Below are 15496 nucleotides of genomic sequence, written 5' to 3' on the forward strand. Positions count from 1 at the left end.
CACCTTCTAGATTATATGTTTCAGTACCCTGAGTCAGTCTGCTTTTGGCCGGAATTTGCCGGTCAACTCGACTTCATGAAAGGCAGTTAGATTGTTGCAAAACGAACGAACTCACTTCGTTGCTTTGCGTATCCGCTAGCAATCTGACTAAATTCTGAATAGTAGTCGCCCAGTTTGACCCATGCATTTCCGGCAAGTGTAGCAGCCTGAGTTGCTCATGACTTCAAGCTGCGTTGGGCTCAGGTACGAAAAGGGGCGCCGAATTATCAGCGCCCCAGTTTAGTTGCCCAGCAAATTGTCAAACTTTATTATTTTTTGTCAGACTTTATTATTTTCTACACAAATCCCGCTATGGTTCTGGCCGGCTTATTCAACCGTGACTGATTTTGCCAAGTTGCGCGGCTTGTCAACGTCAGTGCCACGTGCCAGCGCCGTGTGGTACGCCAGCAGCTGCAGTGCGACAACGTGCAGGATCGGGGACAACTGGCCGTAGTGTTCCGGCAAGCGGATCACGTGCAGGCCATCGCCAGAGGTGATGCGCGAGTCGACGTCGGCGAAGACGTAGAGCTGGCCGCCGCGGGCGCGCACTTCCTGCATGTTCGACTTCAGTTTTTCCAGCAGCGCGTCGTTCGGGGCGATGGTCACGACCGGCATTTCGTCGGTCACCAGCGCCAGCGGGCCGTGTTTCAGTTCGCCGGCTGGATAGGCTTCGGCGTGAATGTACGAGATCTCTTTCAGCTTCAGCGCGCCTTCCAGGGCGATCGGGTAGTGCATGCCGCGGCCCAGGAACAGGGCGTTTTCTTTGCGCGCGAACTCTTCGGCCCAGGCGATGATCTGCGGTTCCAGCGCCAGCACGGCGGCGATGGCGGATGGCAGGTGGCGCATGGCTTTCAAGTGGGCGGATTCCTGCTCTTCGGTCAGCAAGCCGTTTACTTGTGCGAGGCTGAGGGTCAGCAGGAACAGGGCGGACAACTGGGTGGTGAAGGCTTTGGTCGATGCCACGCCAACTTCCACTCCAGCGCGCGTGATGTAGGCGAGTTTGCACTCGCGCACCATGGCGCTGGTTGCCACGTTGCAGATGGTCAGGGTGTGTTCCATGCCCAGGCTGCGCGCGTGCTTCAGGGCGGCGATGGTGTCGGCGGTTTCGCCGGACTGGGAAATGGTTACCACCAGGGTCTTAGGATTCGGCACGCTGTCGCGGTAGCGGTATTCGGAGGCGATTTCCACGCTGACCGGTACCTTGGCAATGGATTCGATCCAGTACTTGGCCGTCAGGCCAGCGTAGTAGCTGGTGCCGCAGGCGAGGATCAGCACGCGGTCGATTTCTTTGAACACTTTGTAGGCGCCATCGCCGAACAGTTCCGGCATGATGCCGGTCACGCCTTCCAGCGTATCGCCGACAACGCGTGGCTGTTCGAAGATTTCCTTTTGCATGAAATGGCGGTATGGGCCGAGTTCCGCGGCGCCGGTATGGGCGTGCACGGTCTTCACTTCGCGCTGCACTTGTTTGCCGTCGACGTCGACGATCCACACGCGGCCCAGTTGCAGGTCGACCACGTCGCCTTCTTCCAAGTAGATGATCTGGTCGGTGGTGCCGGCCAGCGCCATGGCGTCGGAGGCGACAAAGTTTTCACCCTGGCCAAGGCCGACGATCAGCGGCGACCCCTGGCGTGCTGCGACCACGCGGTGCGGCTCTTCGCGGCAGAAGACGGCAATGGCATAGGCGCCATGCAGGCGCTTGACGGCGTGCTGCACGGTGTCGAACAGGTCGCCGTTGTACATGTGGTCAACCAGGTGGGCGATCACTTCGGTGTCAGTCTGACTGGTGAAGACATAGCCCAGGGCGGTCAGTTCGGCGCGCAGTTCGTCGTGGTTCTCGATGATGCCGTTGTGGACCAGGGCGATGCGGGCGGCCGCTTCGCTTGGGGAAAAGTGCGGGTGGGCGTTATGCGAGGCTGGAGCGCCGTGGGTGGCCCAGCGGGTGTGGGCGATGCCGGTAAAGCCGTTCAGGCCACCTTCGTTAATCTGCTTTTCGAGGTCGGCGACGCGCGAGGTGCTGCGGGAGCGCTGCAGTTTGCCGTCCAGGTGCAGGGCAACGCCGCAGGAGTCGTAGCCGCGGTATTCCAGGCGCTTCAGGCCTTCAACCAGGATTGGGGTGATATTGCGCTGGGCTACAGCGCCGACGATACCGCACATACGCGACCTCATTCTTTAAAAGTTAATGAATGCATGCTAGAGCAGGTGTCGGGAAATTTGCTTTCTGATTTCTATATTCTGTGAAAGAATATTTCTCATCACATGCTATGCGAAATATTCTTTCAGATTATGGACTTTGATGAAATAGATCGTCGTATCCTCAACGCTTTGCAGAAGGATGCCTCCCAAACCAACGCCGAATTGGCTGCAGCGGTGCACGTGTCGGCGCCTACTTGCTTGCGCCGGGTCAAGCATTTGCGCGATTCAGGGGTGATTGCGCGCGAAGTGGTCCTGGTGGCCCCGGAGAAGGTGGGAGCGCACCTGACTGCGGTTGTGGAAATCTCCCTGGATGTCCAGGCCGCTGAACGCATGGCGGAGTTTGAAGCCCTGGTGGCGCCGGAGCCGGCTGTGCTGCAGTGCTACCGCGTCTCGCCCGGCCCGGATTTCGTGCTGATCGTACAGGTGGCGGATATGCAGGCCTACCATGCGCTGGCCCATCGCTTGTTCGCTGCCCAGGCAAATGTGCGCAACGTGAAAGCCTACTTCTCCACTTTCCGCAGCAAATTTGAGACCAGCATTCCCGTCTGAGGCAGTTATCCTAACTTATACCTCTTTAAGCACAGGCTTATGCACATCTTTTTCCACATTAACATCCGGAGCGGATGCAGTTATCCAGCGATCTGCACCGCTTATTCCTTCGTTTTCCGCAGGCTTTCCCACACCCTTATCCACAGCTTTGACTTATTCAAAGTTGTCCGCTGATTTTCACCAAGCTTGTCCACAGGACCAGGGCTGCAAGGCGCTGTGTGGATAATGCGGGCATACCAGTTGCACCTTATTCATAGTCTATCCCGTGGTTTTCCGGCGGAATTGCGCCTGCTTTTACACATCTTTATCCACAGCGCTAGAATGGGGCATGAACTACCTCGCCCATATCTACCTGGCGCGCCATAGCGAAGCTGCGATGGTTGGCGCCATGCTGGGCGATTTCGTCAAAGCGAACGGCGGGGATCACTATGCGCCGGAGATTGCAAACGAAATCGCGCTGCACCGCTTCATCGATTCGTTTACGGATAGCCACCCGGTCGTGACCGAGGCCAAGAGCTTGTTCACAGAGGGTCGGCGGCGCTATGCGGGCATCGTACTGGACGTGTTCTACGACCATATCCTGAGCCAGCGCTGGGACGATTATTGCGAAGAGCCACGCCAGGAGTTGATCGAGCGCTTTTATGGCGCCCTGGCGGCGCATGAGGGGCAGTTGCCGGAGCGCCTGCGCGAAATCCTGCCCAAGCTGATCAAGCAGGACTGGCTGGGTGCGTATGGGGAGTTCAGCGGGGTCGAGCTGGCGCTGACCCGCATGTCTGACAGGTTAAGCCGTAATGGCCATCTGCTGCGGGAAGGCATCGGGGAGGTGCAGCAGCACTACGAAGCGATCGCGGATGGATTCGACCGCTTCTTCCCCGAGCTGGTGAAATTTACTTACCAGCGTCGCCGCCAGTTTTCGGTTGCTTAGGTCTTCTTAACCTTCACTGGGCGCTTCCAGCCTTCGACCGTGAGCTGCTTCGGGCGGGAGATGGTCAGCTTTCCGGCTGGCGCATCCTTGGTCAGCGTGGTGCCGGCGCCAATGGTAGCGCCGGCACCTACGGTTACCGGGGCCACAAGCTGGCTGTCGCTGCCGATAAAGGCATCGTCTTCGATCACGGTACGGAACTTGTTGGCGCCATCATAGTTGCAGGTGATAGTGCCGGCGCCGATATTCACGCGCGAGCCGACGGTCGCGTCGCCCACGTAAGCCAGGTGATTGGCCTTGCTATGCGCAGCGACCTGGCTGTTCTTGATCTCGACGAAGTTACCCACATGGACATCCTCGCCCAGCTCGGTGCCTGGGCGCAGGCGTGCGTATGGGCCGATCTGGCCTTTGTCGCCAACCACGGCTTCTTCGATATGGGTGAAAGCCTTGATGTTGGCGCCGGCGCCGATACGCGCGTTGATCAGCACGCAGTTCGGGCCGATCGTCGCGCCTTCGCCGATTTCGACCTTGCCTTCGAAGACGCAGCCAACGTCGATGGTCACGTCGCGGCCGCAGGTCAGCTCACCGCGCACGTCGATGCGTGCCGGGTCGGCCAGGGTCACACCCTTATCCAGCAGGGCGTTGGCGACATTGCGCTGGTAGATGCGTTCCAGTTCGGCCAGTTGGGACTTGCTGTTCACGCCCAGCACTTCCCACGGCGCGGCAGGGTGGGCCGAGACGACTTGCACGCCTTCTTCCACGGCCATGGCAACGATATCGGTCAGGTAGTACTCGCCTTGCGCGTTTTCGTTCTTCAGCTTGCCCAGCCATTGTTTCAGCTTGGCGGTCGGGATCACCATGATGCCGGAATTGATTTCCTTGATCAGGCGCTCGGCTTCTGTGGCATCCTTCTCTTCAACGATGCGCTGGATGGCGCCGCCCACGCGGACGATGCGGCCCAGGCCGAACGGGTTGTCCTGCACCACGGTCAGGATGCCCAGCTTGTCCTTGCCGGCAGCTTCGGCCAGGCGCTTCAGCGAGGCGGCGGAAGTCAGCGGCACATCGCCGTACAGCACCAGGGTTGGCTGGTCATCGTCGAGGTGCTCCAGCCCTTGCTGGACAGCGTGGCCAGTGCCGAGCTGCGGTTCCTGCAGTGCGGCCGAGATCTCAGTGCCGGGAACAGCCTTGTGCTTGTCCAGCGAAGCCAGCACCGCTGCGCCACCGTGACCGTAAATGACGCACAATTTTGCCGGGGACAGGCTGCGCGCGGTGTCGATGACGTGGGACAACAGGGACTTGCCAGCAACGGGATGGAGTACTTTGGGCAGCGCCGACTGCATGCGCTTGCCCATGCCGGCGGCGAGAATGACGACGTTCATAGACCGTATGTTCTTGTGTGAGTTGATATATGAAAAAGTTTAACACGTGCATCGTGCTGGCTTTTGCCATTCTGCTTGCAGCGTGCAGCTCCCTGCGCCTGGCCTATAACAACGGCGACACCCTGCTGTACTGGTGGCTCGATGCCTATGTCGATTTCGACAGCGACCAGAAGGCGGAGGTCAAGCAGGATATCGACGAGTTTTTCCGCTGGCACCGCAAGACCCAGCTCCAGGACTATGTCCAGTTCCTGCAAAGGGCCCAGCGCCAGCTGCGCGGTAGTCCGACGTCGGCTGACCTGCTGGCCGACTATGTGGATATCCGCGATCGCACCGAGGCGCTGCTGCTGCGCTCTGCGCCCCATATCGCGGAACTGGCACTTTCGCTCAAGCCCGACCAGCTGGCGAGCATGGAAAAGAAATTCGCCAAGAATAACGCCAAATTCCGCAAAGAGAATATGAAGGGCGACGCGCAAGATCAAAACAAATTCCGCTACAAGAAGTCGATGGAGCAGTTCGAACTGTGGTTCGGCGGCTTCAGCGACGAACAGGAAGCCATTATCCGCAAGGCTTCCGACGCGCGACCGCTGGACAACGCCCTGTGGCTCGACGAACGCATGCGGCGCCAGCTCAAGATCATGAACCTGGCGCGCAGGATCATGAGCGAGCAACCGAGCAAGCAGGTGGCCACGCAGTGGGTGGAGGAGTTGATACGCTCGGGCTTTGACCGCTTCGGCATCTCCGAGCGTAAGGCCTTCTTCGACAACTATACCCAGGCAACGGTGGAACTTGTCCACACTGTGGTGCGCATTTCCGCGCCGGAGCAGAAAGCCCACGCGCAAAAGCGCATGGAGGGCTGGATCAAGGACCTGAATACCCTTGCGGCGCAAGTGCAATAGGCCTTGCTGCCTGGGCGGCATGAGATAATGCCGCCCATGCAAAAAAAGAAAGTCCCCAACCAGGTCCGCATCATTGGCGGCGACTGGAAGCGCACGCCATTGCCCGTACTGGAAGCACTGGGCCTGCGCCCGACGCCCGACCGCGTGCGCGAGACCGTCTTCAACTGGATCAACCATCTGCACGATGCCGCCTGGAGCGACACCCTGGTGCTGGACCTGTTTGCCGGCAGCGGCGCCCTCGGTTTCGAGGCTGCCAGCCGCGGCGCGGCCAAGGTCACCATGGTTGACGCCAATAGCGCCGTGGTGCGCCAGCTTGAAGCCAACCGTGAAAAGCTGAAGGCCACCAATATCGCCATCCAGCGCGGCGACGCCCTGGCGACGGCGCAATCGCTGGCCGGGCGCGGTGCCAAATTCGACCTGATCTTCCTCGACCCGCCTTACCAGCAAGGTCTGCTGGAGCGCTCGCTGCCGCTGTGCCGCGGGCTGCTCAAGGACGGCGGCCTGGTGTACGCCGAGGCGGAAGCACCGCTGGCCATCGATGGCTGGGAAGTGGTGCGCGCCGACAAGGCGGGCATGGTCTACTACCACCTGCTTCAGGCATTGCCTGAAAATGAGGCATAATCCTTCTTTGTCCTAAGCCAAACGCATGGAGTTGCAATGGTTGTAGCAGTTTATCCGGGTACTTTCGACCCGCTGACCCGGGGTCACGAAGACCTGGTGCGCCGCGCATCGGGCCTGTTCGACACGCTGATCGTCGGCGTGGCCGATAGCCAGAACAAGCATCCGTTCTTCACCCTAGAAGAACGGCTGGAAATTGCCAACGAAGTGCTGGGCCATTATCCAAATGTCAAAGTCGAGAGTTTTTCCGGCCTGCTGAAAGACTTTGTGCGCGAACACGATGCACGCGTGATCGTGCGCGGCCTACGCGCCGTGTCGGACTTCGAGTTTGAGTTCCAGATGGCGGGCATGAACCGCTACATGCTGCCGGATGTGGAAACGCTGTTCCTGACCCCGTCCGACCAGTACCAGTTCATCTCGGGCACCATCGTGCGCGAGATTGCCGAGCTTGGCGGTGACGTATCCAAGTTTGTTTTCCCGTCCGTCGACCGCTGGCTGCGTAAAAAAATCGCAGCGCGCAAAGGCGAATAAGAGAGTATTGCCATGGCATTAATGATTACCGACGACTGCATCAATTGCGACGTGTGCGAGCCGGAGTGCCCGAACGACGCGATCTACATGGGTCCGGAGATCTACGAAATTGATCCCAACAAGTGCACCGAGTGTGTCGGCCACTTCGACGAACCGCAGTGCCAGCAAGTCTGCCCGGTCTCTTGCATTCCATTTAATCCAGATTGGCGGGAAAGCAAGGACCAACTGTTGGCAAAATTCGAGAAATTGCAGGCTGATAAGAGCTGATGCCTCCCAAAAAGGGTAGCTCTGCGTTATATTGCTACCTGATACAAACGGAGACAAAATGAGTATTACTCGCCGTAAACTTTTACACACTGCTGCTGCCGCCGCATTCCTGGTCGCCAGCAGCCTGCCCGCCTTTGCTGCCGAAGTGGGGGGCGTCAAATTCCCAGAAAACGTCAACGTCGCCGGGCATGATCTCAAGCTGAACGGCGCCGGCGTGCGCACCAAGCTGGTGTTCAAGGTCTACGCGGTAGGCTTTTACCTGCAGGAAAAGAAGTCCACCGTGCAGGATGTGCTGGCCGTGGGCGGCCCGCGCCGCATTCGCATCGTCGCGATGCGCGACCTCACTTCGGACGACTTCGGCATGGCCTTCATGAAGGGCCTGAACGATAACGTCAGCGCGGAAGAACGCACCAAGCTGCTGCCGCAGACTAAGGCTTTTGGTGAGATTTTTGCCCAGTTCCCAGGGCTGAAGAAGGGTGACGAATTGCTCGTCGACTGGACCCCGGGCGGCGGCTCCCAGGCATTCCTGAACGGTAAGAAGGTTGGCGAATCGCTGCCGGACCAGGCGTTCTTCAACGCCATCATGCGTATCTGGATCGGCAACAAGCCGGTTGATTTAACGCTGAAACCGAAACTGCTGTCGGGCGCGGAGAAGCCAGCGCCGGTGCCGGAAACGAACTGATTGCTGCGCTGCGGAAGGCTTATGCGCGGCAGGCCATTGCTCGCAGTTCTGCGACGTGGCTCGGCGAGCCTTCCATCGAATTCAGCATACGCTTGAACATCATGGTGTCGCGCATCAGGCGGCGCTGCAAGCGTTCCTCTTTGCTCAACTTTGGCTTAACGACAAGCACTGCAGCGCGCGCGATACCACGCAGCAGCGGCTTGAACACGACAGCCAGCGCCAGCGCCAGGATCACCAGCGGCAGGTACTGTGCAAATTCGATGATGTTAATGTAAGTAGACATGGCCGTTTCTATACCTTTAGAATCTATTGGTACTATAGTGCGCCGCAACATATAACGCCAATTTCGTTTCCCCATAACAATTATTATTGGTGTGAATGACCGATGAGCTTTCTGACCCTGGACCTGAATCTGCTGCGCGTGTTCGACGCGGTAATGACTGAGCAGAACCTGACGCGCGCTGCCGGCCACCTGGCCATGACGCAGCCGGCGGTGTCGAACGCCATCAAACGCCTGCGCGAAAGCCTGGGCGACGATTTGCTGATCCGCACGGCATACGGCGTGAAGCCGACGCCGCGGGCGGAGGCGCTGTGGCCGCAGGTACGCAGCGCCCTGGCATCGCTGGAAGCTGCCGTGACGCCGGGTACGTTTGACGTCTCCAAGACCCATGCCACCTTCCGCATGGCGATGGCTGACGCCACGGCCGCGTTCTGGTTGCCGGCCCTGATGCGCTCGATCGAACGCGAGGCGCCGGGCGTGAACATCCGCATGGTTCCTTTGACAACGCGCGAACCGCGGCCGATGCTGTTGCGCGGCGATATCGACCTGGCGGTGGGCTTCTTCCCGGGCGTCGCAGCGCAGTTGATGAGCGAACCGAGCTCACCGATTCGCCACGAGCGCCTGTATTCGGGGATTTACGTCGCCGTGATGCGGCGCGGGCATCCGCTGGCCAAGCAAGACCTGACCCTGGACAATTACTGCTCAGCCAACCACCTGCTGGTCAGTTTTTCCGGCCGGGCGCATGGCCTGGTGGACGAAGCGCTGGCGCAAATCCAGCGCGAACGCCGCATCCTGCTGACGGTAAACCAGTTCTTCACCGCCGGCCGCGTCGTGGCCAATAGCGACCTGATCACGGTGCTGCCAAAGCACCTGATCGCCTCCACCGGCATGACCGACGCGCTGATCTACAAAGAGCTGCCATTCCAGCTCCCTGCCGTGCACCTCGACATGCTCTGGCACGAACGCGACGCCCGCAGCCCAGCCCACAAATGGCTGCGCAGCCACCTCGAAGGCATGAACGCCGTCGCCCAAAAAACCGCACCGGGCACCAATCCCAAGAACGACACCTACTAAGTTCACGGCCGGGCTCGTGTCACACCATGGGGTCACACCCCAAGTGTGACACGGCCTCATCCGCTGTCTGACTTAAAATGATCGATTGCCCTGGCGACGGTCCGGATTGACACGCCGAAATGCTGTGCAATTTGCTGCCGCGTATAGGCGCTGGTTCGAAACGCTCGCGCCATGGCTTCATCGCGGTTTGGGTAAAGTGCAGCGTAGGTGCTTAAGGGATGCGCAGCTTCCGATTGCGGGTTGGAGCGTTCTTTATGAAATTGCAGGGGATTAGGCAGATCGATTCCGTTCGCAACGAATTCCTTGTAGGCGGCGATTCTTTGGCTTTGGTTGCCCGATCCAAATTGGGAAAGTATCCAGTTCATTTCGAGCCATGCCGGCGCCTCATCGGGCGCGAGATAGTATCGGTGGCTGCTCCAAGACCAGTCGGCGGCGTCATTTACAAGCTTTGCCCGTACGGGATTGAGGCTGATATAGCGGGCCACCGCGAGCATCTGTTCACTCCTCGCCACATTTACTGCGTGAAAGCGGCCTTGAATGACGTGGCCGGTCAATCCGTGCCGATGGTTGAAATGCTGGCAATACAGGGCGTTGAGCTGATGCATGGCTACCGACAAGTTGGCGTGAACCGTTTCCATCAACAGGTGATAGTGGTTCGGCATCAGACAATAGGCATGTATCTTCAGCTTGTGGTTGTCCACAGTTTCGGACAACGTGTCGAGCCAGATCATGTGGTCGCGCTGGTCGTGGTAAATCGCGGCGCGACGGTTTCCACGCGAAGTTACGTGGTAGATCGCTCCAGGAAATACGACACGGGGGGCTCGGCTCATACCAGCAACGCTAGCACCTGCAAGAGCCTCACATTCTGACGAAAATCAAACAGCCGGGCCCGTGTCACACTTGGGGTGTGACCCCATGGTGTGACACGAGGTGAACCGTAGTTAGGCTTCGAGGGTCATCAGGCTGGCGTTGCCGCCGGCGGCGGTGGTGTTGACGCACAGGGCGCGTTCGGCTACCAGGCGCCACAATGGGATTTCAGCTTCTTCCGTGGTGTCGATGACCGAGACAATCGCGCCGTCGCGGGCGGCCAACTCTGGACGCAGCTTGGCGCCAAGGCTGGATTCCACCAGCGCGATCTGGAAGTCGGCCTTGGACAGGTCGGTCGCAGCTACTGTCTGGATCGCGGCTTTGACGTCGCTTGGCAGGTCTGCCGGGAGCGTGCCTTCGACTACCAGGGCGCGGTTGCCGGTCGACAGGGCGGCTGCTACCTGGTTCAGCAGTACGTCGGTGTGCGTTGCGAAGCAGGCGATATTGCCGCGTGGGACGTAAGCCAGGGTATTGCGCTCGCCGGTGGGACCTGGCAAGGCGATCAGGCTGCCTACAGGCGTGGTGCGAGCATAGCTTTCGATATGCGCTGCCAGGCGGCTCTTGTCTTGTGCCTTGGCCCATGCAGCCAGCGAGTCGATTACCGGGTTGCTTTGGCGCTCGTGGCGGTCGAGGGTGACGGCTGCGCGCTGCAGGCGCTTCAGGTACAGCGGGCCGCCAGCTTTCGGGCCGGTGCCAGACTTGCCTTCGCCGCCGAACGGCTGCACTCCAACTACCGCGCCAACGATGTTGCGATTCACGTAGATGTTGCCGACGTGCGCGCTGGAGGTGATGTAGTCGATCGTTTCGTCGATCCGGGAATGCACGCCCAGGGTCAGGCCAAAGCCGCTGCCGTTGATTTGCTCGATCACTTTCGGCAGTTCCGAGCGCTTGTAGCGGATCACATGCATCACCGGGCCAAATACTTCCTTGGTCAGTTCGGACAGGGAGCGGATTTCCAGCACGGTCGGCGGTACGAATGTGCCTGCGTCTGCCCCAGGCACTTCCAGCGAGAAGCTGGCCTTGGCCTGGGCGCGTACTTTTTCGATGTGCGACAGGAGGTTTTGCTGTGCTTCCTTGTCGATTACGGGGCCGATGTCGGTTGCCAGGCGGTCCGGCGAGCCGATACGCAGCTCCTTCATCGCGCCTTTGAGCATCTTGATGGTCTTGTCGGCGATGTCTTCTTGCAGGAACAGTACGCGCAGTGCGGAGCAACGCTGGCCGGCGCTGTCAAAGGCGGACGATATCGCGTCGCTTACGACTTGCTCCGGCAGCGAGGAGGAGTCCACGATCATGGCGTTCTGTCCGCCGGTTTCGGCGATCAGGGGGATGTCCACGTTTTCTGCGGCGGCGCGCTTGGCCAGTGTGCGGTTGATCAGTTGCGCTACTTCGGTGGAGCCGGTGAAGATCACGCCTTTGACGCGCGCGTCGTTGCACAGGCCTGCACCGACCACTTCGCCGCGGCCAGGCAGGAACTGCAGTGCTGCGCGCGGTACGCCTGCTTCGTGCAACAGTTCTACTGCGCGCTGGGCGATCAGGGGGGTTTGTTCTGCCGGTTTTGCCAGTACTACGTTGCCGGCGGCCAGCGCTGCGGCGGCCTGGCCAGTGAAGATCGCCAGCGGGAAGTTCCATGGGCTGATGCACGTTACGGGGCCTAGCGCCAGCGTGTTGGTGGAACCGCGTACCTGCACGGCGTAGTAGCGCAGGAAGTCAACTGCTTCGCGGACTTCGGCAATGGCGTTCGGCAGCGATTTGCCGGCTTCGCGCACGGCCAGTGCCATCAGCTCAAGTTTGTGGGTTTCGAACAGGTCGGCGGCGCGATCCAGGCAGGCGGCGCGTTGCGATGGCTCGGTGGTTTGCCAGTCCATGGCGAACTGGCTGGCGGCGTTCAGGGCGTTGTTGACGTCTTCGGCGGTGGCTTCGGTGACGGAGCCGACGACATCGTCCTTGCGGGCTGGGTTGACGACCGCTTGTGCAGCCTGGCCGGCACTTGCTTCCACAGCCAGCAACGGACCGCCAGTCCAGCTGCGCGGTTGTGCCAGCGCCAGCGAGACTTCGCGCAGCACGTCTTCATTGTTCAAGTCGATACCAGTGGAGTTTTTGCGCTCGGTCCCGAACATGTCGAGCGGAAGGGCGATGCCGGTGTGTGGCACGCCGTTCAGGCTGCGTGCGGCTTCGATCGGATTGGTGATTAGGGAGTCAACTGGAATGCTTTCGTCCACGATCTGGTTCACGAACGAGGAGTTGGCACCGTTCTCCAGCAGGCGGCGTACCAGATAGGCCAACAGGGTTTCGTGCGAGCCAACAGGGGCGTAGATGCGGCAGGCCTTGTCGAGGTTTTCCGCGCCGACAACCTGGTCGTACAGGGTTTCGCCCATGCCGTGCAGGCATTGGAATTCGTAGCCATTGATGCCATCGCGCTTGGCCCAGGTGTAGATGGTGGAGAGGGTTTGCGCGTTGTGGGTGGCGAATTGCGGGAAGATCATGTCGGCCGCTGCCAGCAGGCGCTGCGCGCAGGCCAGGTAGGACACGTCGGTGTAGACCTTTCGGGTGTACACCGGGTAGCCAGGCATGCCGTCAACCTGGGCGCGCTTGATTTCCGCATCCCAGTAAGCGCCTTTCACCAGTCGCACCATGAATTTGCGGCCGCTGCGCTTGGCCAGGTCGACCAGGTAGTCGATCACGAATGGGCAGCGCTTCTGGTAAGCCTGGACGACAAAGCCGATGCCGTCGAATCCTTCCAGTTCCTTATTGAAGGCCAGCGCCTCCATCAGGTCGAGCGACAGTTCCAGGCGGTCGGCTTCTTCGGCGTCGATATTCAAGCCGATGTTGTAGCCCTTGGCCAGCTTGACCAATGCAGTCAGGCGCGGCAGCAGCTCGGACATCACGCGTTCGCGCTGGGCGCGGCTATAGCGTGGGTGCAGGGCGGACAGTTTCACGGAAATGCCTGGGCCATTGCGAATGCCGCGGCCATTTGAGGCTTTGCCGATGGCGTGAATGGCCTTTTCGTACGCGGCATAGTAGTTGGCTGCGTCGGCTTCAGTCAGTGCTGCTTCGCCCAGCATATCGTAGGAGTAGCGATAGCCGCGGGATTCGTTGTCTTTGCCGTTCTTGATCGCTTCGTCGATGGTCTGGCCGGTGACGAACTGGTTGCCCAACATGCGCATTGCCAAGTCAACGCCTTTGCGGATCAAAGGCTCGCCGCCTTTGGCGATCAGGCTGGTAATGGCCGAACCCAGGCCTTCTTCGCTGGAGGAGCTGACCAGCTTGCCGGTAATCAGCAGGCCCCAGGTTGCAGCATTCACGAACAGGGATGGCGATTCGCCCAGGTGCTTGCGCCAGTCGCCTTTGGAAATCTTGTCCGCGATCAGGCGGTCGGCGGTTGCGGAGTCGGGGATGCGCAGCAAGGCTTCAGCCAGGCACATCAGGGCGACGCCTTCTTCAGACGACAGGGAGAATTGATGCATCAGCGCATCCACGCCCGAAGAACGGGTGCGTTTTTCACGAACAGCAGTCACCAGGCGCTTGGCAAGGGTTTGGGCGTCCTGCGTAGTTTCCGGCGAACCGACGTTAATTTGCGACAGAAGCCATTGCACGGCAGTTTGTTCGTCGCGGCGATACGCAGCAGTGATGGCGCTGCGCAGCGGGCTTGGATCTCGCAGGATCTCTGCTTGAAGGGCGGCGAACGGTGTGGTGTTCAGATGCATGAATGTCTCTATTGGCTAGGATTTAAAAAACCGGGGCGCTGACAAGAAAACACGCTCGGCAAACCCCGTTTGCGCGAGCGTGTTGTGCAGTGCAACTAATGATTCGATTGTACGGCGGAATCGCTCGGATTAATTCTGGTATTACTTACTACTAGCAATAGATAGTTTTTGGTGAGAGAATTTGACCGAATAAAATTAATAGTGGGGATGTAATGCTGGACAAGATCAGTAAGAAGATTCTGGCCGAGTTGCAGAACGATGGCAGGATCAGTAACGTTGAACTGGCTGCGCGAGTGAATCTCTCGCCTGCCGCGTGCCTGGAGCGAGTGCGTAAGCTGCACGAAGCTGGCTACATCATGGGTTATACGGCGCAGTTGAACCCGCAGCTACTGGATGTTTCGCTGCTAGTGTTCATCGAAGTTGTGCTGGACCGCACGACGCCGGAGGTGTTTGATGCTTTCAAGCATAGTGTGCAGCTGATTCCAGAGGTCCTGGAATGCCATATGGTGGCAGGCGGTTTTGACTACCTGGTCAAGGCTCGCGTCAAGGATATGGCAGCTTACCGCGAGTTCCTTGGCAAAACTTTGCTGCAAAAAGGTGTGCGGGAGACCCACACTTATGCGGTAATGGAAGAAGTCAAAAACACCACAAAACTGCCGATCAAGTAAAAGATTTGCAGAAGTTCTGGATGACGCCATAGGCGTAGCGAGCGGCGACGGTTTGCACGAAGTGCATGAAATCCGTCGCCGCTTCTTCATTGGCGTTGTCGGAAATTGTCCTCATGATGGCAAACGGGATTCCCAGCTCGTGACAGACCTGGGCCACTGCTGCGCCTTCCATTTCCACTGCCAATAAATCAGGCAGTGCGTCCTTCAGGGTTTCCAGATGGGCCCTATCCTTGATGAATTGATCTCCACTGCCGATCAGGCCGCGATGTACCTGTGCGTCGTTTTGCAGGAATTCTCGTGTAGCCAGGCTGAGTTTCAGGCTTAGTTCGCGATCTGTAGGCATGCGCGTGAGCCCGGTCAGCGGGATTTCAAAACGCGGGAACAACGGGCTGGCATCAAAATCGTGTTGGGCCAGGGAATCCGCGACGACCACGTCTCCAATTCTGACCCCAAGGTCTGCAGAACCGGCGACGCCGGTAAAAATTATGTGGGTAACGTTGAACTTCTCCACAAGTGTCGCAGCTGTCACTGCTGCAGCTACCTTCCCAATTCGCGATAAAACGGCCACAGAATCGATTTTCCAGAGTTTTCCAGCCGTGTACTCACGCTTACCGTGGATGAGCTTGTAGGGGCTTTCCATGGCCTCCAGTAGACCGTGTTGTTCTTCTGCTAAGGCTGAGATGATCCCGAGACGCATGCGCGAGTTGTCCTCTATTTATTTAAAGTTGTATACGAAAGGATAGTAGTAGATAGTAAACGCGACCCTGTCTGTGGATAAACCTGTTAACATCCACAGAATCAGAAGTTTACGAATTGTAGAACTG

Annotated in this window: 15 protein-coding genes; 9 read left to right on the forward strand and 6 right to left on the reverse strand. The window is 59.0% G+C overall.

Annotated features, from left to right (window positions below):
* Positions 1–366: 366 nt before the first annotated feature.
* On the reverse strand, positions 367–2196 hold the full coding sequence (gene glmS, locus ACWBU6_RS01685) for a glutamine--fructose-6-phosphate transaminase (isomerizing) (RefSeq protein ID WP_452647162.1): 1830 nt from the start codon (positions 2194–2196) through the stop codon (positions 367–369).
* A 129-nt stretch (positions 2197–2325) separates the two neighbouring features.
* Between glmS and ACWBU6_RS01690 the strand changes: the two genes are divergently transcribed.
* On the forward strand, positions 2326–2784 hold the full coding sequence (locus ACWBU6_RS01690) for an Lrp/AsnC family transcriptional regulator (RefSeq protein ID WP_452647163.1): 459 nt from the start codon (positions 2326–2328) through the stop codon (positions 2782–2784).
* 328 nt (positions 2785–3112) lie between these two features.
* Positions 3113–3709 carry an acyl carrier protein phosphodiesterase gene (locus tag ACWBU6_RS01695; protein ID WP_452647164.1) on the forward strand — a complete coding sequence of 199 codons (597 nt, stop codon included), beginning with the start codon at positions 3113–3115 and terminating at the stop codon, positions 3707–3709.
* Here the strand turns inward: ACWBU6_RS01695 and glmU are convergent.
* Positions 3706–5085, reverse strand: a complete 1380-nt coding sequence (glmU, locus tag ACWBU6_RS01700) for a bifunctional UDP-N-acetylglucosamine diphosphorylase/glucosamine-1-phosphate N-acetyltransferase GlmU (RefSeq protein WP_452647165.1) — start codon at positions 5083–5085, stop codon at positions 3706–3708. The genes ACWBU6_RS01695 and glmU overlap by 4 nt on opposite strands.
* A 29-nt stretch (positions 5086–5114) precedes the next feature.
* Here glmU and ACWBU6_RS01705 point away from each other — a divergent pair, with 29 nt between their 5' ends.
* Genes ACWBU6_RS01705 through ACWBU6_RS01725 form a run of 5 tightly spaced genes read left to right on the forward strand, consistent with a single transcriptional unit; the run spans position 5115 to position 8079 of the window.
* Entirely contained in the window at positions 5115–5981 is an 867-nt protein-coding gene (locus ACWBU6_RS01705; RefSeq protein WP_452647166.1) for a DUF6279 family lipoprotein, read from the forward strand.
* Positions 5982–6008: 27 nt separating this feature from the next.
* On the forward strand, positions 6009–6602 hold the full coding sequence (gene rsmD, locus ACWBU6_RS01710) for a 16S rRNA (guanine(966)-N(2))-methyltransferase RsmD (RefSeq protein WP_452647167.1): 594 nt from the start codon (positions 6009–6011) through the stop codon (positions 6600–6602).
* A gap of 36 nt (positions 6603–6638) precedes the next feature.
* A complete protein-coding gene (coaD, locus tag ACWBU6_RS01715) occupies positions 6639–7130 on the forward strand; it encodes a pantetheine-phosphate adenylyltransferase (RefSeq protein WP_057262219.1) in 492 nt (163 codons plus the stop codon).
* A gap of 12 nt (positions 7131–7142) precedes the next feature.
* The gene (locus tag ACWBU6_RS01720; RefSeq protein WP_452647168.1) at positions 7143–7397 is read left to right on the forward strand and encodes a YfhL family 4Fe-4S dicluster ferredoxin; all 255 of its coding nucleotides are present in this window, start codon (positions 7143–7145) and stop codon (positions 7395–7397) included.
* Between the two features lie 58 nt (positions 7398–7455).
* Positions 7456–8079 (forward strand): chalcone isomerase family protein, encoded by a 624-nt coding sequence (locus ACWBU6_RS01725; RefSeq protein WP_452647169.1) that lies wholly within the window; start codon positions 7456–7458, stop codon positions 8077–8079.
* Positions 8080–8098: 19 nt separating this feature from the next.
* Here the strand turns inward: ACWBU6_RS01725 and ACWBU6_RS01730 are convergent, their stop codons facing one another.
* On the reverse strand, positions 8099–8362 hold the full coding sequence (locus tag ACWBU6_RS01730) for a hypothetical protein (protein ID WP_229207329.1): 264 nt from the start codon (positions 8360–8362) through the stop codon (positions 8099–8101).
* 102 nt (positions 8363–8464) lie between these two features.
* Here ACWBU6_RS01730 and ACWBU6_RS01735 point away from each other — a divergent pair, with 102 nt between their 5' ends.
* Positions 8465–9433, forward strand: a complete 969-nt coding sequence (locus ACWBU6_RS01735) for a LysR family transcriptional regulator (protein ID WP_452647170.1) — start codon at positions 8465–8467, stop codon at positions 9431–9433.
* 56 nt (positions 9434–9489) lie between these two features.
* Here ACWBU6_RS01735 and ACWBU6_RS01740 read toward each other — a convergent pair whose 3' ends face one another.
* Both ACWBU6_RS01740 and putA read right to left on the reverse strand, forming a co-directional pair.
* Complete coding sequence (locus tag ACWBU6_RS01740) at positions 9490–10263, reverse strand: REP-associated tyrosine transposase (RefSeq protein WP_452647171.1); 774 nt, start codon at positions 10261–10263, stop codon at positions 9490–9492.
* Positions 10264–10374: 111 nt separating this feature from the next.
* Entirely contained in the window at positions 10375–14004 is a 3630-nt protein-coding gene (gene putA, locus ACWBU6_RS01745) for a trifunctional transcriptional regulator/proline dehydrogenase/L-glutamate gamma-semialdehyde dehydrogenase (RefSeq protein ID WP_452647172.1), read from the reverse strand.
* A 212-nt stretch (positions 14005–14216) separates the two neighbouring features.
* On the opposite strand from putA, the gene ACWBU6_RS01750 reads away from it, so the two are divergent.
* Positions 14217–14672, forward strand: coding sequence for an Lrp/AsnC ligand binding domain-containing protein (locus ACWBU6_RS01750; RefSeq protein WP_028103394.1), 456 nt, complete (start codon positions 14217–14219; stop codon positions 14670–14672).
* Here the strand turns inward: ACWBU6_RS01750 and ACWBU6_RS01755 are convergent.
* Positions 14665–15369: a 5'-methylthioadenosine/adenosylhomocysteine nucleosidase gene (locus ACWBU6_RS01755; RefSeq protein WP_452647173.1), complete on the reverse strand. Its 705-nt coding sequence runs from the start codon at positions 15367–15369 to the stop codon at positions 14665–14667. The genes ACWBU6_RS01750 and ACWBU6_RS01755 overlap by 8 nt on opposite strands.
* Positions 15370–15496: the final 127 nt, after the last annotated feature.

The organism is Pseudoduganella sp. HUAS MS19 (genome assembly GCF_053615455.1).